The organism is Cellulomonas sp. PhB143 (genome assembly GCF_003752595.1).
Taxonomy (GTDB): domain Bacteria; phylum Actinomycetota; class Actinomycetes; order Actinomycetales; family Cellulomonadaceae; genus Paraoerskovia.
The window spans coordinates 375,589-401,731 of record NZ_RKIJ01000009.1 but is presented as its reverse complement, the minus strand read 5'-3'; the positions used below and the strand labels follow the sequence as shown (position 1 = coordinate 401,731).

At 75.2% G+C, this 26,143-nt stretch carries 23 protein-coding genes and 2 tRNA genes; 13 read left to right on the top strand and 12 right to left on the bottom strand.

The window, feature by feature from the left end; all coding sequences use genetic code 11:
- Both EDF32_RS03225 and EDF32_RS03220 read left to right on the top strand, forming a co-directional pair.
- Positions 1–873 (top strand): C40 family peptidase, encoded by an 873-nt coding sequence (locus EDF32_RS03225; RefSeq protein ID WP_233565657.1) that lies wholly within the window; start codon positions 1–3, stop codon positions 871–873.
- Between the two features lie 172 nt (positions 874–1,045).
- Positions 1,046–2,002, top strand: a complete 957-nt coding sequence (locus tag EDF32_RS03220; RefSeq protein WP_123307252.1) for a universal stress protein — start codon at positions 1,046–1,048, stop codon at positions 2,000–2,002.
- A 16-nt stretch (positions 2,003–2,018) separates the two neighbouring features.
- On the opposite strand, the gene EDF32_RS03215 is transcribed toward EDF32_RS03220, so the two are convergent.
- Together EDF32_RS03215 and EDF32_RS03210 are read right to left on the bottom strand one after the other, a co-directional pair.
- Positions 2,019–2,870 (bottom strand): ABC transporter permease, encoded by an 852-nt coding sequence (locus EDF32_RS03215; protein ID WP_123307060.1) that lies wholly within the window; start codon positions 2,868–2,870, stop codon positions 2,019–2,021.
- Entirely contained in the window at positions 2,870–3,850 is a 981-nt protein-coding gene (locus EDF32_RS03210; RefSeq protein WP_233565656.1) for an ATP-binding cassette domain-containing protein, read from the bottom strand. The genes EDF32_RS03215 and EDF32_RS03210 overlap by 1 nt, the downstream gene beginning before the upstream one ends.
- Before the next feature lie 115 nt (positions 3,851–3,965).
- Between EDF32_RS03210 and EDF32_RS03205 the strand changes: the two genes are divergently transcribed.
- Positions 3,966–5,516, top strand: coding sequence for an amidohydrolase (locus EDF32_RS03205; protein ID WP_123307059.1), 1,551 nt, complete (start codon positions 3,966–3,968; stop codon positions 5,514–5,516).
- A 24-nt stretch (positions 5,517–5,540) separates the two neighbouring features.
- Here EDF32_RS03205 and EDF32_RS03200 read toward each other — a convergent pair whose 3' ends face one another.
- Together EDF32_RS03200 and EDF32_RS03195 are read right to left on the bottom strand one after the other, a co-directional pair.
- The gene (locus EDF32_RS03200) at positions 5,541–6,824 is read right to left on the bottom strand and encodes an aminotransferase class I/II-fold pyridoxal phosphate-dependent enzyme (RefSeq protein ID WP_370449899.1); all 1,284 of its coding nucleotides are present in this window, start codon (positions 6,822–6,824) and stop codon (positions 5,541–5,543) included.
- Positions 6,825–6,851: 27 nt separating this feature from the next.
- Positions 6,852–7,553 (bottom strand): alpha/beta fold hydrolase, encoded by a 702-nt coding sequence (locus EDF32_RS03195; protein ID WP_123307057.1) that lies wholly within the window; start codon positions 7,551–7,553, stop codon positions 6,852–6,854.
- 444 nt (positions 7,554–7,997) lie between these two features.
- On the opposite strand from EDF32_RS03195, the gene EDF32_RS14830 reads away from it, so the two are divergent.
- Positions 7,998–8,486 (top strand): PadR family transcriptional regulator, encoded by a 489-nt coding sequence (locus EDF32_RS14830; protein WP_233565655.1) that lies wholly within the window; start codon positions 7,998–8,000, stop codon positions 8,484–8,486.
- Positions 8,487–8,596: 110 nt separating this feature from the next.
- On the opposite strand, the gene EDF32_RS03185 is transcribed toward EDF32_RS14830, so the two are convergent.
- From EDF32_RS03185 to EDF32_RS03180, 3 genes are read right to left on the bottom strand one after another with little or no spacing between them, the layout of a single operon-like run.
- Complete coding sequence (locus EDF32_RS03185) at positions 8,597–9,160, bottom strand: hypothetical protein (RefSeq protein ID WP_148061556.1); 564 nt, start codon at positions 9,158–9,160, stop codon at positions 8,597–8,599.
- Complete coding sequence (locus tag EDF32_RS14530; RefSeq protein ID WP_158614046.1) at positions 9,157–10,035, bottom strand: hypothetical protein; 879 nt, start codon at positions 10,033–10,035, stop codon at positions 9,157–9,159. The genes EDF32_RS03185 and EDF32_RS14530 overlap by 4 nt, the downstream gene beginning before the upstream one ends.
- Positions 10,036–10,061: 26 nt before the next feature.
- Positions 10,062–10,550: an OsmC family protein gene (locus tag EDF32_RS03180; protein WP_123307054.1), complete on the bottom strand. Its 489-nt coding sequence runs from the start codon at positions 10,548–10,550 to the stop codon at positions 10,062–10,064.
- Between the two features lie 46 nt (positions 10,551–10,596).
- On the opposite strand from EDF32_RS03180, the gene EDF32_RS03175 reads away from it, so the two are divergent.
- The 5 genes from EDF32_RS03175 (at position 10,597) to EDF32_RS03155 (ending at position 17,101) form a co-directional block, all read left to right on the top strand.
- Positions 10,597–11,409, top strand: coding sequence for a thymidylate synthase (locus EDF32_RS03175; protein WP_255414239.1), 813 nt, complete (start codon positions 10,597–10,599; stop codon positions 11,407–11,409).
- A complete protein-coding gene (locus tag EDF32_RS03170; protein WP_123307053.1) occupies positions 11,409–12,002 on the top strand; it encodes a dihydrofolate reductase in 594 nt (197 codons plus the stop codon). Before EDF32_RS03175 ends, EDF32_RS03170 begins: the two co-directional genes overlap by 1 nt.
- 48 nt (positions 12,003–12,050) lie before the next feature.
- Positions 12,051–12,123 (top strand) — tRNA-Arg (locus tag EDF32_RS03165).
- 485 nt (positions 12,124–12,608) lie between these two features.
- Positions 12,609–16,901 (top strand): hypothetical protein, encoded by a 4,293-nt coding sequence (locus EDF32_RS03160; RefSeq protein ID WP_123307052.1) that lies wholly within the window; start codon positions 12,609–12,611, stop codon positions 16,899–16,901.
- Positions 16,898–17,101 (top strand): hypothetical protein, encoded by a 204-nt coding sequence (locus EDF32_RS03155; RefSeq protein ID WP_123307051.1) that lies wholly within the window; start codon positions 16,898–16,900, stop codon positions 17,099–17,101. Before EDF32_RS03160 ends, EDF32_RS03155 begins: the two co-directional genes overlap by 4 nt.
- Positions 17,102–17,122: 21 nt before the next feature.
- Here the strand turns inward: EDF32_RS03155 and mscL are convergent, their stop codons facing one another.
- The 3 genes from mscL to EDF32_RS03140 all read right to left on the bottom strand — a co-directional run bounded on the left by mscL (position 17,123) and on the right by EDF32_RS03140 (position 18,990).
- Positions 17,123–17,638 (bottom strand): large conductance mechanosensitive channel protein MscL, encoded by a 516-nt coding sequence (mscL, locus tag EDF32_RS03150; protein ID WP_123307050.1) that lies wholly within the window; start codon positions 17,636–17,638, stop codon positions 17,123–17,125.
- Positions 17,639–17,683: 45 nt separating this feature from the next.
- On the bottom strand, positions 17,684–18,475 hold the full coding sequence (locus EDF32_RS03145) for an SAF domain-containing protein (RefSeq protein ID WP_123307049.1): 792 nt from the start codon (positions 18,473–18,475) through the stop codon (positions 17,684–17,686).
- 134 nt (positions 18,476–18,609) lie between these two features.
- Entirely contained in the window at positions 18,610–18,990 is a 381-nt protein-coding gene (locus EDF32_RS03140) for an FmdB family zinc ribbon protein (RefSeq protein WP_123307048.1), read from the bottom strand.
- A 131-nt stretch (positions 18,991–19,121) separates the two neighbouring features.
- On the opposite strand from EDF32_RS03140, the gene EDF32_RS03135 reads away from it, so the two are divergent.
- A complete protein-coding gene (locus EDF32_RS03135) occupies positions 19,122–21,731 on the top strand; it encodes a penicillin acylase family protein (protein ID WP_123307047.1) in 2,610 nt (869 codons plus the stop codon).
- Positions 21,732–21,735: 4 nt separating this feature from the next.
- Here EDF32_RS03135 and EDF32_RS03130 read toward each other — a convergent pair whose 3' ends face one another.
- Together EDF32_RS03130 and gdhA are read right to left on the bottom strand one after the other, a co-directional pair.
- Positions 21,736–22,362, bottom strand: a complete 627-nt coding sequence (locus EDF32_RS03130) for a 5-formyltetrahydrofolate cyclo-ligase (RefSeq protein WP_123307046.1) — start codon at positions 22,360–22,362, stop codon at positions 21,736–21,738.
- A 35-nt stretch (positions 22,363–22,397) separates the two neighbouring features.
- Entirely contained in the window at positions 22,398–23,735 is a 1,338-nt protein-coding gene (gene gdhA / locus EDF32_RS03125; protein WP_123307045.1) for an NADP-specific glutamate dehydrogenase, read from the bottom strand.
- A 198-nt stretch (positions 23,736–23,933) separates the two neighbouring features.
- On the opposite strand from gdhA, the gene EDF32_RS03120 reads away from it, so the two are divergent.
- The 3 genes from EDF32_RS03120 to EDF32_RS03110 all read left to right on the top strand — a co-directional run bounded on the left by EDF32_RS03120 (position 23,934) and on the right by EDF32_RS03110 (position 26,084).
- The gene (locus EDF32_RS03120) at positions 23,934–24,599 is read left to right on the top strand and encodes a GNAT family N-acetyltransferase (RefSeq protein ID WP_123307044.1); all 666 of its coding nucleotides are present in this window, start codon (positions 23,934–23,936) and stop codon (positions 24,597–24,599) included.
- A gap of 87 nt (positions 24,600–24,686) precedes the next feature.
- Positions 24,687–25,940: a hypothetical protein gene (locus EDF32_RS03115; RefSeq protein WP_123307249.1), complete on the top strand. Its 1,254-nt coding sequence runs from the start codon at positions 24,687–24,689 to the stop codon at positions 25,938–25,940.
- 71 nt (positions 25,941–26,011) lie between these two features.
- Positions 26,012–26,084 (top strand) — tRNA-Ala (locus tag EDF32_RS03110).
- Positions 26,085–26,143: the final 59 nt, after the last annotated feature.

The following is a 26,143-nucleotide window of genomic DNA, read 5'->3' as shown; positions in this document are numbered from 1 at the left end:
GTGTCCGTCAGCACCACCGCGCGCCATCGCGCTGCCCGCCGCCCGATGGCGGCGTTCGCCCAGTCCGCACGCCCCGTCACGAGCACGGTCGCGCGACGCACCGCCGTCGTCGCCGCCTCCTCGGGCCTCCTGGTCTCGATGATCGGCACCGGTGCCGCGACCGCGGCCCCCGTCGACCACGACTCCGGCAAGCTCAGCACGGTCGACACGTCGACGCTGACGGCCCAGGCCCGTGCCGCCCTCGAGGCCGCGCCGGCCGTCAAGGTCGACGCGAAGGCCAAGTGGGACGTCGACGTCGCCAAGATCGCCGTCACCCCCGCACCGGAGCCCGAGCCGGAGCCCGCCCCGCGCGTCGAGACGGTCAGCCGCGACAACGACCGCACCGAGGTCGCCGACGACCAGAGCTCGGACGAGCAGAGCTCCGACGACTCGTACTCCGCGTCGGACTCCGACGACGACTCGAGCTCGGACTCCTCGTCCAGCAGCTCGGACTCCGACTCCAGCTCCTCCGAGCAGTCCTCCGCCGCCCCCGCGGCCGCGGCGAACAGCTCGATCATCTCGATCGCCAGCCGTTACGTCGGCGTCCCCTACGTGTACGGCGGCACGAGCCCCTCGGGCTTCGACTGCTCCGGCTTCACGCAGTACGTCTTCGCGCAGGCCGGCATCAGCCTGCCGCGCACCTCTGGTGCCCAGGCGGGCGTCGGCACGGTCGTGCCGCGCTCGCAGGCGCAGCCGGGCGACCTGATCTCCTCGCCGGGCCACATCGCGATCTACGCGGGCGGCAACACGCAGATCGACGCGCCCCGCCCGGGCAAGACGATCCAGTTCCGCAACATCTGGCAGTCCAACCCGGTCTTCATCCGGGTCGGCTGACCACCAGGCGTCACGAGGCCCCGGTTCCCGCCACGGCGGGGGCCGGGGCTTCGTCGTGCCCGGGCTCGTCGTGCCTGGGCCGGTCGCGCGCGGGGGGCGCGTCGTGGCGCGGGCCGGACGCTCTCGGATAGGTTTGCCCCGTGACGGTGCGACGGGACGACGGGGGCTCATGATGACTCGATCGACGACCATCCTGGTAGGCGTGGACGGCTCGGCCTCCAGCCTCCACGCGCTCGACTGGGCGACGGCGCACGCCAAGCACATCGGCTGGACGCTGCACCTGGTGTGCGCGTACTCGCTGCCGTCGTTCACCGCCGCGTCGCTCGACGGCGGCTACGCGGCCCTCGACGACAGCGTGATCCAGGACGGCGCACGCGCCGTGCTCGAGGAGGCCCTCGCCCGCGCCGAGGCGCGCGGCGTGCACGCCGAGTCGACGCTGACCACCGGGGACGCCGCGGGCGTGCTCGTCGAGATGTCCCGCGAGCACGGCCTCGCCGTCGTCGGCACCCGCGGTGGCGGCGGGTTCGCCGAGCGCCTGCTGGGCACCACGTCGTCGGCCCTGCCGGCGCACGCCTACTGCCCCACGATCGTCGTGCCGCTGCGCGACGGCGCGGGCAAGAGCCTGGCGGGCACCGAGCCGGCCGACCTGCCCGACGTGGAGCCGCTGCGCCGCATCGTCGTGGGCGTCGACGGGTCGCCGTGGGCGGAGCGCGCGCTCGAGCTCGCCGTGAAGGTCGGCCTGGAGTGGCAGGCGGAGATCGTCGCGGTCGCGGGCGTGCCGGTGGGCACGGGCGCGGGCCTGCTCGCGTGGCTGCCCGCGGCCGTCGACCACGAGCAGGTGCTGGCCGACATGGCGGCGGGGCTCGACGTCATCGTCGACCGTCACGAGGCGGCGAACCCCGGCCTCTCGATCCGGCGCATCGTCCTGGACGGCAGCGGCGCCGAGCTGCTCACGGAGTTCTCCGAGGCGTCGGACCTCATCGTCCTGGGCTCGCGCGGGCGCGGCGGGTTCGCGGGGCTCCTGCTCGGCTCCACCAGCCAGGCGGTGCTGCAGCACGCCGTGTGCCCGGTGATGGTCGTGACGAAGCGGTGCGTCGAGGCGCTCGACGAGAAGGCCGCGCAGCGCTGACCCCGGCCGGGCGCGCTCAGGTCCGGTCGCGGTAGAGCCGCATCGTGATCGGCGCCAGCACCGCGGTGAGCACGACCGACGCCATCAGGGCCCAGGCGACGTCTCCGGGCCCGGCCGTCCCCGCCATGAGCTCGCGCGCGGCGGTGGTCAGGTGGGAGACGGGGTTGACGTCGACCCAGCCCTGGAGCACGCCGGGCATCGTGGCGGGGTCCACGAAGATGTTCGACGCGAACGTCAGCGGCATGAGCACCAGCATCGAGACGCCCATGACGGCGTTCGGCGAGCGCAGCACGAGCCCGAGGATCGTGAAGATCCAGCTCAGCGCGAACGCGAAGACGAGCAGCAGGACCACGGCCAGCACGACGCCGAGGACGCCGCCGTCGGGCCGGAAGCCGAGCACGAGGCCGAGCGCGACGGTCACGACGGACGCGATCGTGTAGCGCACGGTGTCCCCGAGCAGGGCGCCGACGATGGGCGCGGGACGCCAGATCGGCAGCGACCGGAACCGGTCGAACACGCCCTTGGTGATGTCCGTGTTCATCGTGTAGCCGGTGTAGACGGTGGTGAACAGCACCGTCTGGACGAGGATCCCGGGCAGGAGGTACTGCAGGTACTCCGCGGTGCTGCCCGCGATCGCCCCGCCGAAGAGGTAGGTGAACATCAGCGTGAAGATGATGGGCGTGACCGTGACGTCGAAGAGCTGCTCGGGCACGTGCTTGATCTTCAGCAGCGCGCGGTGGGCGAAGGTCAACGTCGTCGAGACGGGTGACGGGCGCGCCGGCCTCGCGTCGAGGGCGATCGCCTCGCGCAGCGCGGACTCCGACGGCGGCGCGAGCGACTCGCTCTCGGCGGCGGTGGTGTCCGGCATCAGGCCGCCTCGCCCTCGTCCGCGGGCCGCCCGGTCAGCGTGAGGAAGACCTCGTCCAGGCTCGGCTGCCCCACCGAGAACTCGGGGACGGCGATCCCCGCCTCCGCGAGGGCGGGCAGGATCCGCGCGACCCGGTCCGCGGCGCCGGGGTCGTCCGGGACCCGGGCGCTGAGGCCGAACGGGTCGGCGGCGGCCGTGGCCGGGGCGGCGAGGGCGCCGGAGACGACGTCGGCCGCCTCGCCGCGCCGCGCGGCGTCGGCCACCCGCAGCTGGACCGTCCCCTGGCCGACGGAGCGCTTGAGGTCGCTCGCCGTGCCCTCGGCGATGACCTTCCCGTGGTCGACGACGGCGATGCGGTCGGCGAGCTGGTCCGCCTCCTCGAGGTACTGGGTCGTGAGCAGCACCGTGGCGCCGTCGCGCACGAGGACCCGCACGATGTCCCACACCTGGTTGCGCGAGCGGGGGTCGAGGCCCGTCGTCGGCTCGTCGAGGAACAGGACCTCGGGGCTCATCACCAGGCTCGCGGCGAGGTCGATGCGCCGGCGCATGCCGCCCGAGTAGGTCTTGACCTGGCGCGCGCCCGCGTCCCCGAGGCCGAACGCGCCGAGGAGACCGGTGGACCGTCGTCGGGCGGCCGGACCGGAGAAGCCGTAGAGGCGGGCGAGCATGACGAGGTTCTCCAGCCCGGTGAGGTCCTCGTCGACGGAGGCGTACTGGCCGGTCAGGCCCACGCAGGCGCGCACGGCGTCGGCGTCGTCCACCACGTCGTGCCCGAGGACGCGGGCGGTCCCGGCGTCGGGCCGCAGGAGGGTGGCGAGCATCCGGACCGCGGTCGTCTTGCCGGCGCCGTTGGGCCCGAGGACGCCGTAGACGGTGCCGCGGCGCACCGCGAGGTCGATCCCGTCGACGGCGCGCGTCACGCCGCCGCGGCTCGTGAAGTGCTTGACGAGGCCCTCGGCCTCGACGGCGAGCTCGCTCACAGTCCGTCCTCCTGGTCCGGGCCCCCGCTGTCGTGCCGTCCATCGTTCCCCGGGGACGGGCGGGGCGCCACCCCGTCGGGCGTACGCTGCCCGCACCCGACCCCGAGGAGCCTGCATGCCCACGACCGTCACCCTCCTGCGCGACGCCCGGGTCCCCGGCCGGGACGGGCGCTTCGACGTCCTCGTGGACGACGCCGGGACGGTCACCGTCCGGGCCGCCGCCGCCGCCGTCGCCGCCCCCGCCGCCGATCCGGGCCGGCGCCCGGCGCCCGCCGCGGGCCCGGTCGTGGTGGACCTCGAGGGCCGCTGGGTGGTCCCGGGGCTGTGGGACGAGCACGTGCACATGCTCCAGTGGTCGCTCGCGCAGGCCCGCGTCGACCTCTCGGCGACGCGCAGCGCGGCCGAGGCGCTGCAGGTCGTCGCGGACCACCTCGCCGTCCTGCCCGACGCCGGGGCGCACCCGCGCGGGGTCGCGGACGTCGTCGTGGGCTTCGGGTTCCGCGATGCGCTGTGGCCCGACGCCCCGAGCCTGGCGGGGCTCGACGCGGTCGCGGGCGACGTCCCCGTGGTGCTGGCGAGCGGGGACGGGCACTGCGGCTGGGTCGGCTCGGCCGGCGCGCGGGCCCTCGACGCGCGGGTCGGCCCGAGCGGGATCCTCAGCGAGGAGGACTGGTTCGCGCTCTCGCGGCGGCTGGACCGGCAGGCCGAGGCGGACCTGGACGGCCTCGTCGTGGTGGCCGCCGCGCACGCCGCGTCACGCGGCGTCGTCGGGATCGTCGACCTCGAGATGGCGGACAACCTCGCGGCCTGGCGCCGCCGCGTCGCGGCGGGGGCGACGTCGCTGCGGGTCGAGGCGGGGGTGTACGCCGACCGGCTCGAGGAGTGGGTCGCGGCCGGGCGGCGCTCGGGCGACGGGGTCGAGGGCACGGGCGGGCTGGTCCGCGTCGGGTCGCTCAAGGTCATGTCGGACGGTTCGCTCAACACCCGGACCGCGTTCTGCTGCACCCCGTACGCGGATCCCGGCGGCGCGTCGGCCGAGGGCGACGACCCGCACCGGGGGGCGCTGGACGTCGAGCCCGGCGAGCTGCGGCGGCTGCTCGACCGTGCCCGGTCGGCCGGGATCGAGACCACCGTGCACGCCATCGGCGACGCCGCCGTGCGCCTGGTCCTCGACACGTACGAGGAGCTCGGCGGGAACGGGCGCATGGAGCACGCCCAGCTCGTGGCGGCCGAGGACCTGCCGCGGTTCGCGGCGCTGGGGGTGGTGGCGAGCATCCAGCCGGAGCACTCGATGGACGACCGCGACGTCGTCGACCGCTACTGGGCGACGACGACGGCGCTCCCGTTCCCCCTGGCGTCGCTCGTCGCGGCGGGGGCCACGGTGCGGTTCGGGTCGGACGCCCCCGTGGCGACGCTCGACCCGTGGACGGCGCTGGCGGCCGCGGTGCACCGCACGCGGGACGGTCGCGAGCCGTGGCACCCGCAGGAGCGGGTCGACGTACGCACCGCGCTCGCGGCGCACGCGCGGGGGCGCGACGAGGTCCGCACGGGGGACGTGGCGGACCTCGTCGTCGTCGAGCGCGACCCGTTCGCGCCGGGCGAGCCGCTGCGCGACATGCCGGTGTGGGCGACGATGGTCGGCGGACGCTGGACGTACCGCGCCTGAGGCGGGGCGGCGCCGTCGGGCAGGTCAGGCGGGCTGAGCGCCGGTGGCCGCCTCGGCGGCGGCGAGCAGCACGCACGTCGCGACGCCGTCCATCGCGACCTCGACCTCGTCGAGGGGCGGCATGGTCGGGGCGAGGCGGATGTTCGCGTCGTCAGGGTCCTTGCCGTAGGGGAACGTCGCCCCGGCGGGGGTCAGGGCGATGCCGGCGTCCTTCGCGAGGCGGACCACGCGCGACGCCGTCCCGGGCACGACGTCGAGGTTGACGAAGTAGCCGCCCTTCGGCTCGGTCCACCGCGCGACGCCGTGCCCGTCGAGCCGCTCGTGCAGGATGCGGGTGACGGCCTCGAACTTGGGGCCGATGATCGCGCGGTGGCGGCGCATGTGCCGGCGCACCCCCTCGGCGTCGCCGAAGAGCTGGGCGTGCCGGAGCTGGTTGATCTTGTCGGGGCCGATCGACTGCGCGGCGAGGTGCGTCTTGTACCAGGCGAGGTTCGCCGGGGAAGAGGCGAGGAAGCCCACGCCCGCCCCGGCGAAGGTGATCTTCGAGGTCGAGGCGAACATGACCACGCGGTCGGGGTTGCCGGCCTGCGCCGCGAGCCCGACGGCGTCGGCGCTCACGACCTCGTGGTCCGTCAGGTGGTGCAGGGCGTAGGCGTTGTCCCAGAAGATGCGGAAGTCCGGAGCGGCTGCCGGCATCGAGACCAGGCGGCGCGCGACCTCCTCGGAGACGACGGATCCGTCCGGGTTCGCGTAGGTGGGCACGACCCACAGGCCCTTGATCGTCGGGTCCTCGGCGACGAGCGCCGCGACCGCGTCGGCGTCCGGCCCGTCCGTCGTCATCGGGACGGTGACCATCTCGATGCCGAACGCCTCGCACACGCTGAAGTGCCGGTCGTACCCGGGCACGGGGCAGACGAAGCGCACGCGCTCCTCACGCACCCACGGGCGCGGCGAGCCCGGCAGGCCGAACAGCATCGCGAACGCGACCGTGTCGTGCATCAGGCTGAGGGAGGCGTTGCCGCCGGCGAGCAGCTGGTCGACCGGGACGCCGAGCAGCTCGGCGAAGATGCGCCGCAGCTCGACGAGGCCGTCGAGGCCCCCGTAGTTGCGGATGTCCGCGCCCGACTCGCTCGTGACCGTCCCCGTCCCCGGCAGCGCGAGCAGCGCGTCGGAGAGGTCGAGCTGCTCCGCGGAGGGCTTGCCGCGCGTGAGGTCGAGGGACAGGCCGCGGGCGCGGAGCTCGGCGTAGGCCTGCTGCTGCTCGGCGAGGGTGGTGGGCGCGTCGGACGTCAGGGCGAGGGAGGTCACGGCCCCCAGTCTAGGGACGCCGAAGCGTCATCGCCCAGAGGATTCTCGAACGATGCCGGCGTACGAGACGAGCCGCTCAGCCACCTCGACCGGCCGGCTCTTGGCGAGCAGATGGCCACCGGCGACGAGCTCAGGGTCGATCCCGAGCCGCTCGCGGGCGACGCACACCTGGAAGCCGGCCGGGAACATTCGATCGTCGGCGCCCACCAGCACGTGCAGCGGCACCTGAGGCCAGGTGTCGAAGGTGCACGGTTGCCCGAAGGGTGTCTCGGCCGGCCCTCGGTCGCCCTCGGCCATGTCCGCCTTCACGTCCTCGGGGACGTCGTGCAGGAAGACCTCCTCGGCGTCGAGGTCGTCGGATCTGCCGGCCCGCACGTTCGCCTCGTGCCGAGCCGCCTCCCAGCCGGTGGCCTGCCACCACTCGCCCGGGGTCTCGCCGGGCACGGGGATCATCGCGTTGAGGAGCACGATGCGCGAGACCGCGTCGAGCCTGCCGATCATCGGCGCCGTGAAGGCGCCCATCGACTGCGCGACCAGGACGACGTCGCGGTGCTCCCCGATCGCGTCGTCGACGGTGGCGGCGTACTCGGGCAGGCCCAGCCGAGGGTCGTCCCCCTGGATCTCGACCGGGATCGCCGTGTGTCCGCGCGCCTCCAGCTCAGCGACGACCTCGCGCCAGTAGACGTCGCCGGCACCGCCGGCACCGGGGATCAGCACGAACGTCGTCATGGTGGTCTCTTCCCGAGGTTGGTGTTCACGCCCGGCTGGAGACGTTAGTCGGCGCGGTCGGCCGGCGCAGTACGCGGGGTTGTCAGAGTCATTCTTTCGATATATCGTTGCTGTATCGACAGCGTGCACGATGCGCGGTGTCCACGACGGACGGAGAACGACATGAGGTACGACGACGCACGCGGCGCAGGCCGCGACAGGAACGGCTTCCCGGGCCGAGGCGCACGGGAAGGGTTCGGTCGGGGCGGTTTCGCCCGTGACGGCGCCCCCGAGGGGCGCGCACGGCGCGGGGAGTTCCCGGCCGGACCGGAGGGCTTCGGTCCCCGCGGGTTCGGTCCCGGAGGGTTCGGCGGCCCGGGCGGCCCCGGGGGCTTCGGTCCCGAGGGCGGTCCCGAGCGGCGCGGACACGGCGGCCGGGGCGGGAGGCGGGGTCCGCGCGGCGACGTGCGGGGAGCCGTCCTGACCCTGCTGGCCGAGCAGCCCATGCACGGCTACCAGATCATCCAGGAGATCGCGGAGCGCAGCGGCGGCCTCTGGCAGCCCAGCGCCGGCGCGGTCTACCCGGCGCTGAGCCTGCTGGAGGACGAGGGTCTGGTCACGATCACCGCCGAGGGCGGGCGCAAGCTCGCCCGGCTGACGGAGGCGGGCACGGCGCACGTCGCCGAGCGCGCCGAGGAGATCGGGGACCCGTTCACCCCGATGGGCGGCCCCGGACGGCGCGCGGGGTTCGCTCTGCGGGAGAAGGTCCGCGAGGTCGGTGGCGCGGCGATGCAGATCGCCCGCAACGGCAGCGAGGCGCAGTCCCGGGCCGCGGTCGAGCTGCTCGAGCGCACGCGCCAGGAGCTGTACCTGGTGCTGGCGCAGCCGGCGGCCCCGACGACCGACGCGCACGCGGACGCCGACGCGGACGCGGACGCCCCGACGGAGGCCTGACCCCCGGTCCGGTGTCCGCCGAGAAGTCGAAAATGGCCCCTGATTCGGACGAATCAGGGGCCATTTTCGACTTCTCGGCGGACGGGTGCGGACGGGTGCGGGCGGGTGCGTCAGCGGGTGACGCGGTCGAGCCGGGCCAGCGAGACGCGCATCATGAGCCGCAGGAGCACGCCGACCACGGGTCGCGTCCACGAGGCCGGGAGCGGACCCGCGAGGTGCACGTCCTCCCACCACACGACGCGCGAGCCCGCGCCGTCGGTCCGGACCTCGAAGCCCGCCTCGCCCAGCAGCAGCGGGCCGAGCTTGGTCACGGTCACTCGCCCCGCGAGGTCGGCGCCCTCGTCCGGGGCGACTGCCTCGACCGTCACCATGCGGTCGACGACGCCGGGCAGCCCGGCCCCGGCGCCGGGGCCGGAGACCATCGTGAACGGCTCGCCGACCGGCCGGGACGCGGGTCCGGTCCACCCCGGCGCGGGCCGGCGGGCGGTCCACCGCTCCGGCGCGCCGTCGTCCCCGAGGCTGCCCGGGCGCGGCACCGACTCGGCGCGCGTGAGCGGGATCCAGCGCGGGTGGGTGCGCCAGTCCCCGACCCATGCGAACGCCGTCGTCGCAGGGACCGCAAGGGTGCGCGACTCGCGGACCGCACCCCGGGCGGGTCCGTCCGGCCCGCTCATCGCGGCGGCTCCCACCGCAGCGGTGCCTCGGGAGTGCCGGCCGCGCCGCGCCCGCCCGGCTCGATCCCCGGCGGCGGGGCGGAGGGCAGGGCGGCGTCGTCCGCCCCGCCCTTGATCTCGACGACGCGCGCGAACCGCTCCGGCGGCGCCCCGAACGCGCGCCGCGTCTGGTGCACCACGCCGCGGCCGAGGGCCCGGCCGCCCAGCACGCCCACGACGGCCCCGACCCCGAAGGGCACGACCCGCCCGAGCGCGAGCCCGCTCTGCTTCGCGAGCTGCGTGCGCAGGAACCGGCTCTTCAGCGCCCGGTCGACCTTGCGCAGCGTCCCGCGCGGCATGCTCGTCATCAGCACCTTGCCCCACGCGACGGGCGAGCCGCCGGCCGCGCGCTCGACGTCCTTCGCGGAGCGCTCGCCGAGCACGGAGACGAGGAGCAGGACTCGCCGACGCTCGGCGTCGTCCACCGCGATGCCGTGCACGTCGGCGACGGCGAGCGCGAACGCGGCGGACGCCCCGAAGAACGTCGCGACGTCGCTGCCCGTGAGCAGCAGCCCGGCCCCGGTCCCGACGGCGGGGATCGCCGCGGCGACGCCGACGGCGCCGCCCGTCGCCGCGACGACCGTGAGGTACTCGCGCTCGAGCAGCGCGACGATGCGGGCGGGGGAGGCCTCGGGGTTGCGCCGGCGGACCTGGTCGACGTGCCGGTGGATCGCCGCGGACGGGATCGTCACCGCCCGGGCGAGCGCCATGTCGAGGAGCGTCGGCCGCAGGCCGTCGTCGTCGGGCGCCGGCCCGACCTCCTCCCTCGCCGGGTCGCCGCGCGACGGCTCCGGTGGGCGTTCGCGTCGGACGACGTCGCGGGACCTGCGGCGCACGGGCACTCCTCGGGTGGGTCGGTCGCTCAGCTCTCCTCGGAGCCCGGGGCCTCGGCCTCGCCGAACGAGAGGTCGACCGAGGCGCCCGCCTTGAGCGTGTTCCCCACCGTGCACGTCTTGGCGATCGCTCGCTCGGCGACGGTGAGCAGTCGCTCGCGCGCGGCGTCGTCCAGCGAGGAGAGGTCGACGTCGAACCGCTCGGAGAGCGTGGGGTAGCGGTCCTCGGTGAGGTCCTTGGTGCCGTCGACGTGGATGGTCACCCGGTAGTCGTCCCCGAGCCGGCGGGCGAAGGTGACGTCGCTGGACATCCCGGCGCACGCGGCCAGCGCGATCTTCAGCAGCTCGCCCGGCGTGAACACCGCGCCCTCGCTCGCGGGGCCGATGTCGATGCTCGCCCCGCGCGCCGAGAACCCGCGGTAGGTCCGGGTCCCGGTGCGCTCGACCCACAGGGCGTCGGTGGGCGAGGGGGAGGAGGGGGCGATGTCGTCGGGCAGGCCGACGGGTGCGGTGCTCATGGCGACCATCCTTCCACCCCCCGGGGCGGCCTCGTAGACTCGCACCGTGCCCGAGACCCCCGCCGTCGCGACCCCGTACGAGGACCTGCTGCGGGAGGTGATGGCGCACGGGACGCCCAAGGGCGACCGCACCGGCACCGGCACCCGCAGCGTGTTCGGCCGTCAGATCCGCTACGACCTCGCGCAGGGCTTCCCGCTGGTCACGACGAAGCGCGTGCACCTGCGCTCCGTCGTCGGCGAGCTGCTGTGGTTCCTGCGCGGCGAGTCGAACGTCGCCTGGCTGCGCGAGCAGGGCGTGACGATCTGGGACGAGTGGGCGGACGACGCCGGCGAGCTCGGCCCGGTCTACGGCGTCCAGTGGCGCTCGTGGCCGACGCCGGACGGGCGGCACGTGGACCAGATCGCCCAGGTGATCGACCAGATCCGCGGCAACCCGGACTCGCGCCGGCACGTCGTCTCGGCGTGGAACGTGGCGGAGCTCGAGAACATGGCGCTGCCGCCGTGCCACGCGTTCTTCCAGTTCTACGTGGCCGACGGCCGGCTGAGCTGCCAGCTCTACCAGCGCAGCGCCGACATGTTCCTCGGCGTCCCGTTCAACATCGCCTCCTACGCTCTCCTGACGCACATGGTCGCGGCGCAGTGCGGCCTCGAGGTCGGCGACTTCGTGTGGACGGGCGGCGACGTGCACGTCTACGACAACCACGTCGCGCAGGTCGAGCGTCAGCTCGCCCGCGAGCCGTTCCCGTACCCGACGCTCCGGCTCGCGCCGCGGGACTCGATCTTCGACTACACGATGGACGACGTCGAGGTGGTCGGCTACCAGCACCACCCGGGCATCAAGGCCCCGGTCGCCGTCTGATGGTCGGGCCGGGAGCGCGGGTCGGGATGGTCTGGGCGCAGGCGCACGACGCCGCCGGGCGTCCGGTCATCGGTGCCGGGGACACGCTGCCGTGGCACGTGCCCGAGGACATGGCGCACTTTCGCGACGTGACCCGCGGGCGGCCCGTGGTCATGGGTCGCCGCACCTGGGACTCGCTGCCGCCGCGGTTCCGGCCGCTGCCGGGGCGGCGCAACGTCGTCGTCAGCCGCCGGCCGGGCTGGCGTCCCGGGCTGCCCGACGGCGCCCCCGCGGTCGCGGTCGCCGCGAGCCTGGACGACGCCCTGGCGACGGCGGGCCGCGGGCCCGACGGCGCGCCGGTGCCGGAGGTCTGGGTCGTTGGCGGCGAGCAGGTCTACGTGGCGGCGCTCGAGCGGGCCGACGTGTGCGAGGTGACGGAGATCGACCTGCAGGTCGAGGGCGACGCGTTCGCGCCCGTGCTCGGCGCGGCGTGGGAGCCGACGGCGGCGGGGGAGTGGGAGCGCTCGTCCACCGGGACGCGCTACCGCTTTGTGCGCTACGAGCGCGCCGGACGCGGCGTAGCGGGTGCCGGCTCGGCGCGGGCGACCCGGTAGGCTGTGCGCCGACCCGTCCGCGGGTCCCGCGCTCCCTGCAGGGATCGCGCGCCTGTAGCTCAGGGGATAGAGCACCGCTCTCCTAAAGCGGGTGTCGGCAGTTCGAATCTGCCCAGGCGCACCGTCCGTCGCTGGTGCCGTCGCCGCACCGTCCGTCGCTGGCGGCGTGCCGCGTGCCGCTCACCGACCTCCGACCTCCGACCTCCGCACGAGCGCCCCACGTCCGCCCGTCGCGGCTCGCGCGCGTGCCTGGCGCGGCCCGTGCTCGCAACTCGGGTGGAGCTGCGGCACGTGACGTGGACGACATTGGCAATTCCCAGACCTGGACGAGTGTCCTGGTATCAATCGACCCTCTCGGAGCCGCAGGATCCCGCGGATCGTGGTGTCACGAGAATGCGTTCGGTTGAACATTTGACGTGTGCCGCGCAGACCTGCGAGCATTGCTCCTGACGGCACGTACCGCCTGCCCCCTGCGCGGTACGTGCCGTCTTTCATGTCCGCGGTGAGGCCTCGCCCCGCGGGACCTCCGCAGCCCGGTGGCGACGGGTGACGGCCCACCCGGCGTGCCGCGTCGGGCTCCCCGGGAGCGACCGTTAGCGTTTCAGCGTGACTGCTGCCCGGCCGACGTACGGCGCTAAGACTCTGGCCGAGCTCGCCCGCGCGACGGGCGGGTCCGACGCCTCCCGCACGAGCGACGAGCACCCCGCGCGCCCGGCCCTCGTCCCCGACCCGGACTCCTCGGAGCTGGTCCGCGGCGCCGTCGCCGGCTGGCGGGCCTCCCTCGTGGACCTCGCCGGAGGGTCCTCCCTGGCCGACGTCGGCCTGCTCGGCGACGCCGTCCTCGACCTCAGCGGCGCGCACCCCTCCGGCCTCGCCCAGCTCTTCGCCGGACGCCCCACCCGGCTGTCCAACATCTTCCGCGAGACGAGCGGCGCCATGCCCGCCGCCCGGCGCCGCGCCCGCGCGGTCGCCGCGCGCTCGGCCGAGTACGGCCAGACGTACGGCGTCCCGGCGACCTACCTCGCGATCGGCGTCGCGACCTGGTCCGCCGGGTCCCCGACGCCCGAGGCGGACGACGTCGTCGCTCTCGCCCGCGTCACGGACGGCGGCTCCGACGGGGCGGCCCAGAGCCCGCGGGCACTCATCGTGCAGGGTCCCGAGCAGGACGACGTGCCGTACGACGCCGCGGACGAGGACGGCGCGGACCGCTCCGCCGCGCTCGAGGTGGTGGGTGCGCCCGGAGCCGCCGAGAACCGCGCGGACGGCGCGGACGCCGACCCCGAGGACGCCGAGCGCGAGCACGCGCTCGTCCCGCGCGTCGTGCACGCGCCCGTGCTCCTGCGCCCCATCACGGTGACCCCGCTGGGTGACGGCGAGACGGACTACGAGCTGCTGCTCGAGCCGACGGCGGAGATCAACCCGCTCCTCGCCCGCACCCTGCGCTCGCACGGGGCGCTGCTGGACCCGGTCGCGGTCGCGCGCAGCACGTTCTCCCCGTCCGGCTTCGAGCCGGGCGACGCGCTCGCCCGGCTCGGCGCGCTGGGTGAGGCCGTGCTCGAGGACTTCGAGCTCGGGGGGCGGATCCTCGTGGGCGCGTTCGTCCATCCCGGGCAGCTGCTGGTCGACGACCTCGACGAGATCGGGTCCGCGCTCGAGCGCCACGAGGTCGTGGGCGCCGTCGCGGGCGTCGCCGAGGCGCTCAACGAGACCCTGCGCCCGGCGCCCGGCCAGAGCGTCTCGGACGGCGACCCGGCGAACGAGCGGGGCGTCGGCGACCTCGACCGGGCGCAGCGCGCCGTGCTCGCGACGGTCGCGGCGGGCGGTCACCTGTTCGTCGACGCGCCGTCGGGCTCGGACGTGCCCGGGACGGTGGCGGCGCTGGTGGCCGACGCGGCGGCCCACGGCCGCAACGTGCTCTACGTGCCCGGGCACCGGCGCGCGGCCGACGCGATGATCGACCGGCTGACCTCGCTCGGCCTCGAGGACCTGGTGCTCGACGTCCCCGCGACCCCGACGTGGCGCGGCGACGTCGCCGACCGCCTGCTGGGCGCGATGGCCCGGGAGCCGGAGCCGGGCCCCACGCCCGAGAGCGAGCAGGAGGCCGACGCCCTCGTCGGCGCACGCAGCCGGCTCGCCGGGTACATCGACGCCCTGCACCTGGTCCGCGACCCCTGGCACGTGTCGGCCTACGACGCGCTGCAGGCCCTCGCGCGACTCAGCTCGTCGCGGCCGACGCCGTCGACGGCGGTGCGGCTGCCCCCGGCGGTCGTGCTGGCGCTGCGCGCGGAGCGGCGCGCCGAGCTGCGGGGCGACCTCGAGGAGCTCGCGGAGCTGGGCGCCTTCACGGACCGCGCCCGCCGCACGCCGTGGGCCGGCGCCGACATCGTCACCGACGCCGCCGCGCGGGCGGCGATGCTCCGCGTGCGGCGGCTGGTGGGCCAGACCCTCCCGCGGGTCCGCCAGCAGGTCGCCCACGTCGCGACGACGACAGGCCTGGAACCCGCCCGCACCGTGGCCGAGTGGAGCAGCCAGCTGACGATGCTCGGCGGCATGCGCGGCACGCTCGACGTCTTCCTCCCGGAGGTCTTCGAGCGGGCCGCCACCGACCTCGTCAACGCCACCGCCACCCGCCAGTGGCGTGCCGACCACGGCGTCGAGATGCGCTGGTCCCAGCGCCGGCGCCTGCGCAAGCAGGCCAAGGACATGGTGCGCCCCGGCGTGCGGGTTCCCGACATGCACGAGGCGCTGATCGGCGTCGCCGAGCAGCGCGCGGTCTGGCAGAAGCACTGCCCGCGCGGCGGCTGGCCCGTCCTGCCCTCCGGCCTCGCGGCCATCGAGGAGACCCTGGAGGCCGTGCGGATCGACCTCGAGGACCTCGTCCCGGTGCTCGCGGGGACGACGGCGGGGGCCGCGCTCGGCGAGCTGACCTTCGAACGGCTCGCGGCCCGGCTCGAGGCGCTCGCCGCGGACCCCGAGGCCCTCGAGACGCTGCCGCGGCGCACCGCGGTGCTGCGCGGGGTGCGGGACGCCGGTCTCGGCGACCTGGTCGACGACCTCGCCTTCCGGCGGGTGCCGCAGGACCTCGTCGGCGCGGAGCTCGAGCTCGCCTGGTGGGGTTCGGTGTTCGAGCAGCTCCTCGCGCAGGACGCGGCTCTCGCGGGCCAGGACAGCGCGGGCCTCGACGCGCTCGCGGCGCGCTTCCGCGAGCTGGACCGCCGCCACGTGCGGGCGCTCGCCGGCCCGGTGCGAGCGGCCGTCCGCGAACAGCTCGGTGACGTGATGCGCGAGCACCGGGAGGACGCCGAGCGCCTGTTCACCGAGCTCATCGGTGGGCGCCTCTCCAGCGTGCGGGACACGACCGAGCGCTTCCCCGCGCTGGCCCGGCGCCTGCGCCCGGTGGTCGTGGCGACGCCGACTCTCGTGCCCCACCTCGTGCCGAGCAGCCGCACGGTCGACCTCGTGGTCCTCGACTCCGTCCAGCACACGCCCATCGAGGTGCTGGTCGCCGCGATCGCGCGCGGCCGCCAGGTCGTGGTCCTGGCCGACCCCCGCACCGCCACCGGCTCGGCCGTCGCGGAGCTGAGCGACGTGCTGGCCCGCGCCGCGCTGGAGCCGGCGCCGCTGCCCCGCGACCCGGGTCTGACCCGGTTCCTCGTCGAGCACGGGTACGACGGCGTCCTGCGGGCGGCGCCCCTGCCGCGCGCGGAGCCGCTCGTCGTCCTCGACCTCGTCGACGGGCGCGGCATGCCCGACCCGGTCTCGGGCGTCGTGGAGAGCACGCAGGCCGAGGTCGAGCGCGTCGTGGAGATCGCCATCGAGCACGCGCTGACCCGCCCCGAGGAGTCCTTCGGGATCGTCGCGGTCACCGCCGTGCACGCCGAGCGCATCCGCGAGGCGCTGCTCGCCGAGGTCCGGGCCAACCCTGCGCTCGCCCCGTTCTTCTCGGGCTCCCGGCGCGAGCCCGTGGTCGTGGCCGGGCTGGGGGAGACCTCCGCGCTCGAGCGCGACACCGTGGTGCTCTCGCTCGGCATCGGGCGCACGCCGCACGGGCGGGTGCTGCACCGGTTCGACGTGCTCAACGTCGAGGGCGGCGACCGGCTCCTGCTCGGCGCGCTGGCCGCGGCGCGCCACCGGCTGCGCGTGGTCGCGTGCTTCGAGAGCTCCGACCTCGATCCCGAACGCCTGCGGGGAGCGGGCTCGAAGCTCCTGCGCGAGCTGCTGACGGCGGTGGCCGAGCGCTCCGGGGCGGCCGACCAGGTGGTGCTCGGCAACGGGGTGGACAGCGGTCCGGACCGCCTGGTCGTCGACCTCGCCGAGCGGCTCTGGCGCTCGGGCCTGGTGGTCGAGACCGACTACGGGACCGCCGACAGCGAGCGCATCCCGCTGGTCGTCGGGCACCCGGACCTGCCCGGAGAGCTGCTCGTCGCGGTGCTGACCGACGACGCGCGCTACGTCGCGGAGCCCAGCGTGCGGGTGCGCGACCGCCAGCGCGCCGAGCGCCTCGAACGGCTCGGCTGGACGGTCGTCCAGGTGTGGTCCGCCGCCGCGTTCCTCGACCCGGTCAAGGAGGCCGAGCGGATCCGGCGCATCGTCCAGCAGGCCCGCGACGCGCGCCTGCCGCGCGGGCAGTCCGTCACCGGGGCGGTCGCCGTCGCGCCCGTCGTCGTGGACGCCGCAGAGGCCGACGACGACGCCGCGCTCGTCGAGCCGCCGTCGCCCGCGGATACCGAGGCCGAGAGTGCCGAGGTCGAGAGTGTCGAGGGCGCGGGTGCCGAGGCGGCGAATGCCGAGACCGAGCAGCCGGAGCCCGCCCGGGCCGAGCTCCCGCAGGACGCTCCCGCGGGAGCGTCGCCCGCAGGCGCGTCGCCCGCAGGCGACCCTCCCGCGGACGAGTCGTGACCGGGGCGGAGCCCCGCGACCCCTCACCGGTTCCGCGCCGGCGCCGCCACCGGCGCGTCGTCCGGCAGGGGTCCGAGACCTCGGACGCCCCCGGCCCGAGCGAGGAGGAGACCGCCGCCGGCTGGGGCGAGGGCTCGACGTCGTCGTCGGACGACGCGAACGACGACCGGCTCCGCCGCGACGTCCCGCCACACTGGTGACGGCCGGCTGAGGGTGCCCGCTCAGCCGTTCTCGGCGTGGCGCCCGACGCCGCCGCCCTCGCCGGAGCCGGAGCCGGAGCCGGGGCCGGCTCCGCCGGCGGGGCCGTCCGCGGCGACCGCGCCCGCGGCGATGAGGTCGCGGATCTCGTGCAGGGCGAGCACCTCGTCGGAGAACGACTTGGGCTCCTCCTCGACGACCGTGCTCTTCTTGCGGCGCGCGGCGAGCGAGTTCATCGGCACGATGATCACGAAGTAGACCGCCGCGGCGACGAGCAGGAACTGCAGGATCGCGTTGAGGATGAGGCCGACGCTGACCTGGGCGACGCTGCCGTCGTCGAACCGGCGCAGCGTGATGTTCCACAGGCCGGTGAGGTCGGGCTTGCCGAAGATGGCCGCGATCAGCGGACTGATGAGCCCGTCGACGATCGCGTTGACGATCGCGGTGAACGCGGCGCCGATGACGACGCCGACCGCGAGGTCGACGGCGTTGCCGCGAAGGACGAACTCCTTGAATCCGGTGACGACGCTGCTGGCCATGGACATCCTCCTGGGGACGGGGCGACGGGATCGCCCACGAGGGTGTCATGGCACGAGGATCGCGGCGATCCGGGACGCCGACGCCGCCCGCGCGACCCCCGGGGCGTCCTCCGCGGAGACGGCGAGGAGGACGAGCGTCGGGGCCGAGGCCGCGCCCGTGCCGAGGACCCCGTCGTCCCCCGGGGGCTCGGCGCCTCCCGGGACGACGACGGCGCCCTGGGTGAGCGTCTGGGGCCTGGTCGGGTCGGACGGAGGCTCGGCGTCGTCGGCATCCTCCGTCTCCTTGGTGTGCTCTGTGCTGTCGCCGGGCGCCGTGCCCTCGCTGCCCTCGCCGTCGTCGGGCGCCACGTCGACCAGGTCCACCCGGTCCCCGGGTGCGAGGACGGCGGCGACCTCCGGGTCGGCGAGCCGGACCGGGACGACGACGGTCCCCGGCGGGCCCGACGCCGCCGCGCCGCCGCTCGTGGTGACGGACGGCAGCAGCGGCTCACCCTCGCCGATCGGCACGGCGGCACGCGCGTCGGCGAGCGCCTCGGCCGCGTCGACGGCGCCGGCGGGAACCAGGGCGAGGGGATAGCGGGCGACCCTCACGTCGTCGGGCCCGACGGCGGCGCCCGCCGCGATCTCGTGCCGCGCCACCGCGACGGGCGCGGTCCGGGGCGGGGGAGGGGCGAGCGCGTGCACGACGATCGCCGTGGCGAGGCCCGCGGCCGCGGCGGCGACGAGGAACCGGGACCGGTGCAGCGCGGCCCGCGAGCGCCGGCGCCAGGTGCTGCGCGGGACCGGGGCGCCCGCGTGGGGCGGGTCGGGGCGGGACAGCCAGGGGGTCGAGGTCACGCGCCGACGCTAGGCCGGGCGGCGGGTCACCGGTGGCCCGCTGCGCGGACCTGGGGACCGGCGCCGCGATCGCGGGCCTGGGGACCGCCCCGGCCCGCGCCGTCCGGCGCTCCCGAGGAAGCGCCGGACGCCGATCAGTCGGAGGGCGAGCTCGAGCTCGAGGAGCTGCTGGCGCCGGAGGGCGACGAGCTCGACCCCGAGCCCGACGTGCTGCTGCCGGACCCGCCGGAGGAGGAGCCGGAGCCGGAGGAGCCCGAGCCGGACGAGGAGCCGGAGCCGCCGTCCTTCGACCCGCTCTTGGCGGTGGTCGAGCCGCCGCCGGACCGCGAACCGGAGCCCGAGCGGGAGTCGGTGCGATAGAAGCCGGAGCCCTTGAACGTCACGCCCACCGACGAGAAGACCTTGCGCAGGCGCCCGCCGCACACGGGGCAGGTCGTCAGCGCGTCGTCCGTGAACGACTGGTGGATGTCGAAGCGGTGGTCGCACGCCGTGCAGGCGTAGGCATAGGTCGGCACGGACCCTCCCGATGGTGTCGAGCGACGTGGTTCCCGGCTGCTGCGCGGCGGCCGGCGGCCCCCGGAGCACTGGCACTCCGGCAGGCGGAGTGCCAATCATACGACGGGGGACGCCGGGGTAGTCTCGCACCGTGTCCGCCGACCTCCCGCCCAGCGCCCCGTCCGCCCCGGACGCGGGACGGACCCGATCCGTGCTCCGTGTCGGCGTGACCACCGTCGCGGTCGTCGTGGTCCTCGCGCTGGTCGCCGTGACGGTCTTCTCCGTGGTCGTGCTGCGCCGTCCGCTCCCGACGACGGACGGCTCGCTCGACGTCGCCGGCCTGGAGTCCCAGGTCACCGTGCGCCGCGACGCGCAGGGCGTGCCGGACGTCTACGCCTCCAGCGACCACGACCTGTTCATGGCCCAGGGCTACGTCCAGGCGCAGGACCGCTTCTTCGAGATGGACTACCGCCGCCACGTGACGGCGGGCCGCCTGGCCGAGCTGGTCGGCGACGTCCCCGAGGCGATCGACGCCGACAAGGTCACGCGGACCCTCGGGTGGCGGCACGTCGCCCAGCAGGAGTGGGACCTGCTCGACGACTCGACCAAGGCGAACCTCCAGTCCTACGCGCAGGGCGTCAACGCCTACCTCGACGGGCGCAGCATGGGCGAGACCGCGGTCGAGTACACGGTGCTCGGCATGCAGGTCGACCTCGACGACCCGGAGCGGTGGGACCCCGTCGACTCGTTGGCGTGGCTCAAGGCGATGGCGTGGGACCTGCGCGGCAACTACGACGACGAGCTGGACCGCGCCCTGTCCTACTCCACGCTGCGCGACGTCGACAAGGTCGACGAGCTCTTCCCGCAGTACGACGGGGTGGCGAACGCCCCGATCCTGGACGGCACCGACGTCGCGGGCGCGAGCGCCACCTCGGCGCGGGACGCCGGGATCTCGGACGACCTCGGCACGCACGCGCTGACCTCCGCCGTCTCCTCCGCCGAGAAGGCGCTCGCGGCGATCCCCGAGCTCGTCGGGCGCGGCGACGCGTCGGGCTCCAACTCGTGGGTGGTCGCCGGCGAGCACACGGCGTCGGGCAAGCCGCTGCTGGCGAACGACCCGCACCTCGCCCTCGGCGTGCCGAGCATCTGGGCACAGGTGGGGCTGCACTGCACCTCCGTCGGCCCCGACTGCGGCTACGACGTCTCCGGCTTCTCCTTCGCGGGCTTCCCGGGCGTGATGATCGGGCACAACGGCCAGCTCGCGTGGGGCCTGACGAACATGGGCGCCGACGTCACGGACTTCTTCGTCGAGCGCGTCCAGGGCGAGGACTACCTGCGCGACGGGAAGTGGGTCCCGCTGGAGACCCGCAAGGAGACGATCCGGGTGGCCGGCTCCGACCCGGTGACCATCGACGTGCGCAGCACGGTGCACGGCCCGATCGTCTCGGGAGCCCTGGACGGGACCGACGCCGCCGTGCGCGCTCCGGGCTCCGACGAGCAGATCGGCGACCGCGCCGTCTCGCTGCGCTGGACGGCCCTCGACCCGGGCCACACGGCCGACGCCGTGTTCGCGATCGACCGGTCCTCGACCGCCCACGACATCCGCGCGGCCGCGAAGCAGTTCGACGTCCCCGCGCAGAACATCGTCTTCGCGACCGTCGACGGGGACATCGGCTACCAGGCCCCGGGCAAGGTCCCGGTCCGCCGGACGGTCGCCGGGCCCGTGCCGAGCGACGGCTCCTGGCCGCGCCCGGGCTGGGACAGCCGCTACGACTGGCAGGGCTACGTCGACCCGGACGACATGCCGCGCGTCGTCGACCCCGCCGAGGGGTTCCTCGTCGCGGCGAACCAGGCCGTCGAGCCGCGCGGCCGGGGCCCGTTCCTGACGAACGACTGGGACTACGGCTACCGCTCGCAGCGCATCCGCACCCTCCTGCAGAAGGAGGTCGACGCGAAGCGACCGGTCAGCGTCGCCACCATGCAGCAGATGCAGCTCGACGACTGGAGCCCGTTCGCGGACGCGCTCGTGCCGACGCTGCTCAAGCTGGACATCGGCCACGGGTTCGACGCGGACGGGCAGAAGCTGCTCGCCTCGTGGGACTACCGCACGGACGAGGACTCCTCGGCGGCCGCCTACTTCGCGGCGGTCTGGCGCAACATCCTCCAGCTCACCTTCTGGGACGACGTGCCCGCGTCCATGCGGCCGTCGGGCGACAGCCGGTGGCTCGCCGTCGTCCAGGGGCTCATGGAGAAGCCGCGGGACGCGTTCTGGGACGACCGCACGACGCTCGGTCTGGTCGAGACGCGCGACGAGGTGCTCAAGAAGGCGATGGTCACCGCCCGGCTCGAGCTCACGACCGAGCTCGGCAAGCGCACCGACGACTGGGACTGGGGCCGCCTGCACCAGCTCTCGCTGAAGCACCCGGTGCTCGGCGGCGACGCCACGCCGACGTTCGTGCGCGGCATCGTCAACCCGGACGCGGTCCAGCTGCCGGGCAGCCCGTCGGTCGTCGACGCGATCGGGTGGGACGCGGCGGAAGGCTTCGCGGCGACCACGGGACCCTCGATGCGGATGGTCGTCGACCTCGGCGACCTCGACCGGTCCTCCTGGGTCACCGTGACCGGGGTCTCGGGACACCCGGCGTCGGACCACTACACGGACCAGCTCGAGGCGTGGGCGAACGGGAAGACGTTCGCCTGGCCGTTCGGGCGCGAGGCCGTCGCCTCGGCGACCGACGACACCCTGGTGCTCGAGCCCTGACGGGTCAGAGCATCCACCAGCCGTCGGGCGTCGCGACGGCGTGCACCGGGCGGTCGTGCGGCTCGCGCGGCAGCGGGTGCTCGGCGTCGTAGATCTCGGTGGGGAAAACGACGGCGACGATCAGGACGCCGTCGCGCACGTCCTCGAGCGCGCGGTCGTACCAGCCGCCGCCCTGCCCGAGGCGCACCCCGGAGGCGTCGACGGCCAGCGCCGGCGCGATGACGACGTCGGCCTCGCGCACCGTGTCGCCGGGCAGCGTCGGCGTGCTCGGCTCGGGCGGGCGGCCGGGGGCGCGCACCTGCAGGTCGTCGGTCCCGGCGAACTCGGCCCAGTCGCGGCTCAGGCCCGCGCCGAGCGCGGGCAGCAGGACCCGCGTGCCGCGCGCGGCGAGGCGCTCGTGCAGCACGGCCGTGCCCGGCTCGGTCGGGCGCGCGGCGTAGCTCGCCACGCACGCGGCGTCGGCGACCGCCGGGATGGTGCCGACGACGTCGGCGATCAGGGCCGACGCCTCCACGCGCAGCCGCGGCGAGCGCTCGGTCCGGGCCGCGCGGATGGCGCGGCGCAGCTCGATCTTCGCCTCTTCGGGGTCCTCGGACATCATCGTCGGGTAGGGCTGCGCTGCACCGCTCATGGTGCACATTGTCGCAAACCTCGCGCCCGTGCTCGTCAGACGACGCCGAGGGCGATCATCGCGTCCGCGACCTTGGTGAAGCCGGCGATGTTCGCGCCGAGCACGTAGTTGCCCGGTGCCCCGTACTCCTCGGCGGTCTCGACGCAGCGGTCGTGGATGCCAGCCATGGTCCGCGCGAGCCGGTCCTCGGTGTACTCGAACGACCACGCGTCCCGCGACGCGTTCTGCTGCATCTCCAGGGCCGACGTCGCGACGCCCCCGGCGTTCGCGGCCTTGCCCGGGGCGAAGAGCACGCCGGCGTCCTGCAGCAGCGCGACCGCGCCGGGCGTGGTGGGCATGTTGGCGCCCTCGGCGACGGCGACGACGCCGTGGGCGACGAGCTGCCGCGCGGCCTTCTCGTCCAGCTCGTTCTGGGTGGCGCACGGCAGGGCGACGTCGGTGGGCACGTCCCAGATCGAGCCGTCGGTGACGAGGCGGGCGCCCGGGCGCTGCGCGGCGTAGTCCGCCACCCGGCCCCGGTCGACCTCCTTCACCTGCCGCAGCAGCGCGAGGTCGACGCCGGCCTCGTCGACGACGTAGCCGGAGGAGTCGGAGAAAGCGACCACGTGAGCGCCGAGCTGCTGCGCCTTGGCGACGGCGTGCACGGCGACGTTGCCGGAGCCGGACACCGTCACGCGGCGGGCGTCGAGGTCCCGACCGGTCGTGGCGAGCATGCGCTCGGCGAACAGGACCGTGCCGTACCCCGTGGCCTCGGTGCGCACGAGCGAGCCGCCCCAGCTGACGCCCTTGCCGGTGAGCACGCCCGACTCGTAGCGGTTGGTGATCCGCTTGTACTGGCCGAACAGGTAACCGATCTCGCGGCCGCCGACGCCGATGTCCCCGGCGGGCACGTCCGTGTACTGGCCGATGTGCCGGTAGAGCTCCGTCATGAAGGACTGGCAGAACCGCATCACCTCGCCCTCGGAGCGCCCGCGCGGGTCGAAGTCCGAGCCGCCCTTGCCGCCGCCGATGGGCATGCCGGTGAGCGAGTTCTTGAAGATCTGCTCGAAGCCGAGGAACTTCACGATCCCCAGGTACACCGACGGGTGGAAGCGCAGGCCGCCCTTGTAGGGCCCGAGCGCGGAGCTGAACTCCACCCGGAAGCCGCGGTTGATCCGGACCTGTCCGGCGTCGTCGACCCACGGCACCCGGAAGATGATCTGCCGCTCGGGCTCGCAGACGCGCTCGAGCACCGCTGCCTCGACGTACTGCGGGTGCTTGCGCAGCACGGGGGCGAGGGAGTCGAACACCTCGCGCACGGCCTGGTGGAACTCCACCTCGCCGGGGTTGCGACGCAGGACGTCGTCGAGCACGGACTGCAGCTGCGGTTCCATCACTTCTCCTCAGGGCTGGCAGGACCGGACAACGGTACGCCTGTACCGGAAGGCGGTGCCCCCGGGTCTCGGGTCCCGCTCCCGGGTGTCGTGGCGGCGGCTGGCTTATGCTGCACGGCGGAGCCGGGGCGACCGGTCCGCCCCGCGTGGGGCCCGGCGATCCGCGAGACCCGCGGAGCGGACGAGAGCGAGTCGAGCATGTCCCAGCCGTCGAAGGGGTCGCGCGTCCCGCGGCCGCTGCGGGGCCGGCTCGCGCGGACGTGGCCCGTCGTGCTCGCCGAGGACATGCCCGTCGGCCACCTGGTGCTGCGGCCGCTGCACCGCCGGGACGGCGACGACTGGATGGACCTGCGCACGCGCAACGCCGCGTGGCTGGAGGAGTGGGAGGCGACCGCCCCGCACCCGGACGACAGCCCCGCCCCGACGTTCGCCGAGTACGTGCGCATCCTCGCGGCCCAGGGCCGCGCGGGAACGGCGCTGCCGTTCGCGGTCGACCTCGAGGGCGAGCTCGTCGGGCAGGTGACCGTCTCGAGCATCACGCACGGCTCGCTGTCGTCGGCGAGCATCGGGTACTGGGTGGGGGAGCACGTCGCCGGGCGCAACGTCATCCCGACGGCGGTCGCCATGGTCAGCGACTACTGCTTCTCGGTCGTCGGGCTGCACCGCGTCGAGATCAACATCCGCCCCGAGAACCGGGCGAGCCTGCGGGTCGTGGAGAAGCTGGCGCTGCGCGACGAGGGCCTGCGGGAGCGGTTCCTGCACATCCGCGGCGACTGGCGCGACCACCGTTCGTTCGCGCTCACGGCCGAGGAGGTGCCCGGCGGGCTCCTGCCGCGCGCCCGGGCGCTGTGGGCGCCGCGCTGAGCCGCACCAGCCCGAGCGCGAGTCCCGACGCACGACACGCCGTCGGGCGTCCCGATCGTGACCGACGCCCTCGCCTACCGTCGTCGTGTGAACTCGTCCGCCGGCCTCGTCGCAGTCGCGCTGGTGGTGCTCTGGCTCGCGTACCTCGTGCCGGCGCGCGTGCAGCACCGCCAGCAGCTGCTCGACTCGCGGCTCGGCGACCGGTTCTCCGGGACCCTGCGGGTGCTGGCGGTGGCGGGTGCCACGGACGGGACGGGTGCGCGGGCCCGGCGGGCGCTGAGCGCCCCGGGTGCGGGCGGGTCGCCGGCGCTCGGCGCGGCGGAGCCGCTCCTGATGATCGGCGACCGGACGGAGGGTGGAGCCATGGGTGACCAGGACGTGGAGCGGGCCGGGGGACGGGTGCCCGACGTCGTCCCGGTCCCGGCCGGAGCAGATCCTCGCGGAGGGCGTGGCCCGCGTGAGGCGCGGCTGCCGTCGCCCTCGCCGGCGCGCCTCGCGATGCTCGAGCGGCGGTCCGCGGCGGCGCGGCGACGCGCGGCCCTCAGCCTCGTGCTGCTGCTGTGCACGGTCGCCGCGTGGGTCGCCGTCGGCGCGGGCGCACTGCTGTGGGCCGTCGCGCTGGTGCCGACCGCGCTGCTCGCCGGCGTCCTCGTGCTCGGCCGCAACGCCGCCGCGGCGGCGCGCCAGGCGGACGAGGTGTGGCTCGCCGAGCACCGTGCCCGGCACGCGGCCCGCGTCGCGCGGGGTCTCTCCGGCGCTCCCGCCGCCCCGCGCGGGCATCGCGTGACCGGCCGCGCGGTGCACGCCTCGCACGTGACGACGCAGATGATCCCCCGCGTGGCCTCGCCGGTCGCCGCGGGGGAGCGGCTGCGCGACGAGGCGCACGACGATCCCCGGGGCGCCGACGCGACTCGGACCGAGACCATCGCGACCGCGGAGGCGCGGCGTGCGGCGGACGACGTCCGGCGCGAGACCGAGCGTGCCGAGTCCGAGCCCGTGGCGGCGAAGCCTGCGGGTTCCGCGGCTCCCGAGCCCGAGACTGCTGTGGCCGACGACCTGGGCCGTGCATGGAACCCCGTGCCCGTGCCTCGCCCGACCTACACGATGAAGCCCGCGGCCCCGCGCCGCGAGCCCGCGCCGCTGCCCGAGACCGGGGCCGCGCCGCGCGTCGCCGAGGCCGCTCCGGCCCCGGCGCCGGCGGACGTCCCCGAGGCGCCCGCCGTCGGCGCGACGGCGGAGGCGGCGAGGGCGACGAGCGGCGGCGAGTCCCACCCGCGCACGGACACGCTCGGCCTCAACCTCAACGAGATCCTCGCCCGCCGGCGGGCGTCCGGGCAGTGATCCGCGTGACCCGCGTGACACCACCGGATTCCACGATCGGCGGGGTGGGGTGCTAACGTAGGCACCGCCTTGGGGCTATGGCGCAGTTGGTAGCGCGTCTCGTTCGCAATGAGAAGGTCGGGGGTTCGAATCCCCCTAGCTCCACCCGAGAAACCCTCGTCTGACCAGGCCAAATGGTCTGGGAAGACGGGGGTTTCGTGCTT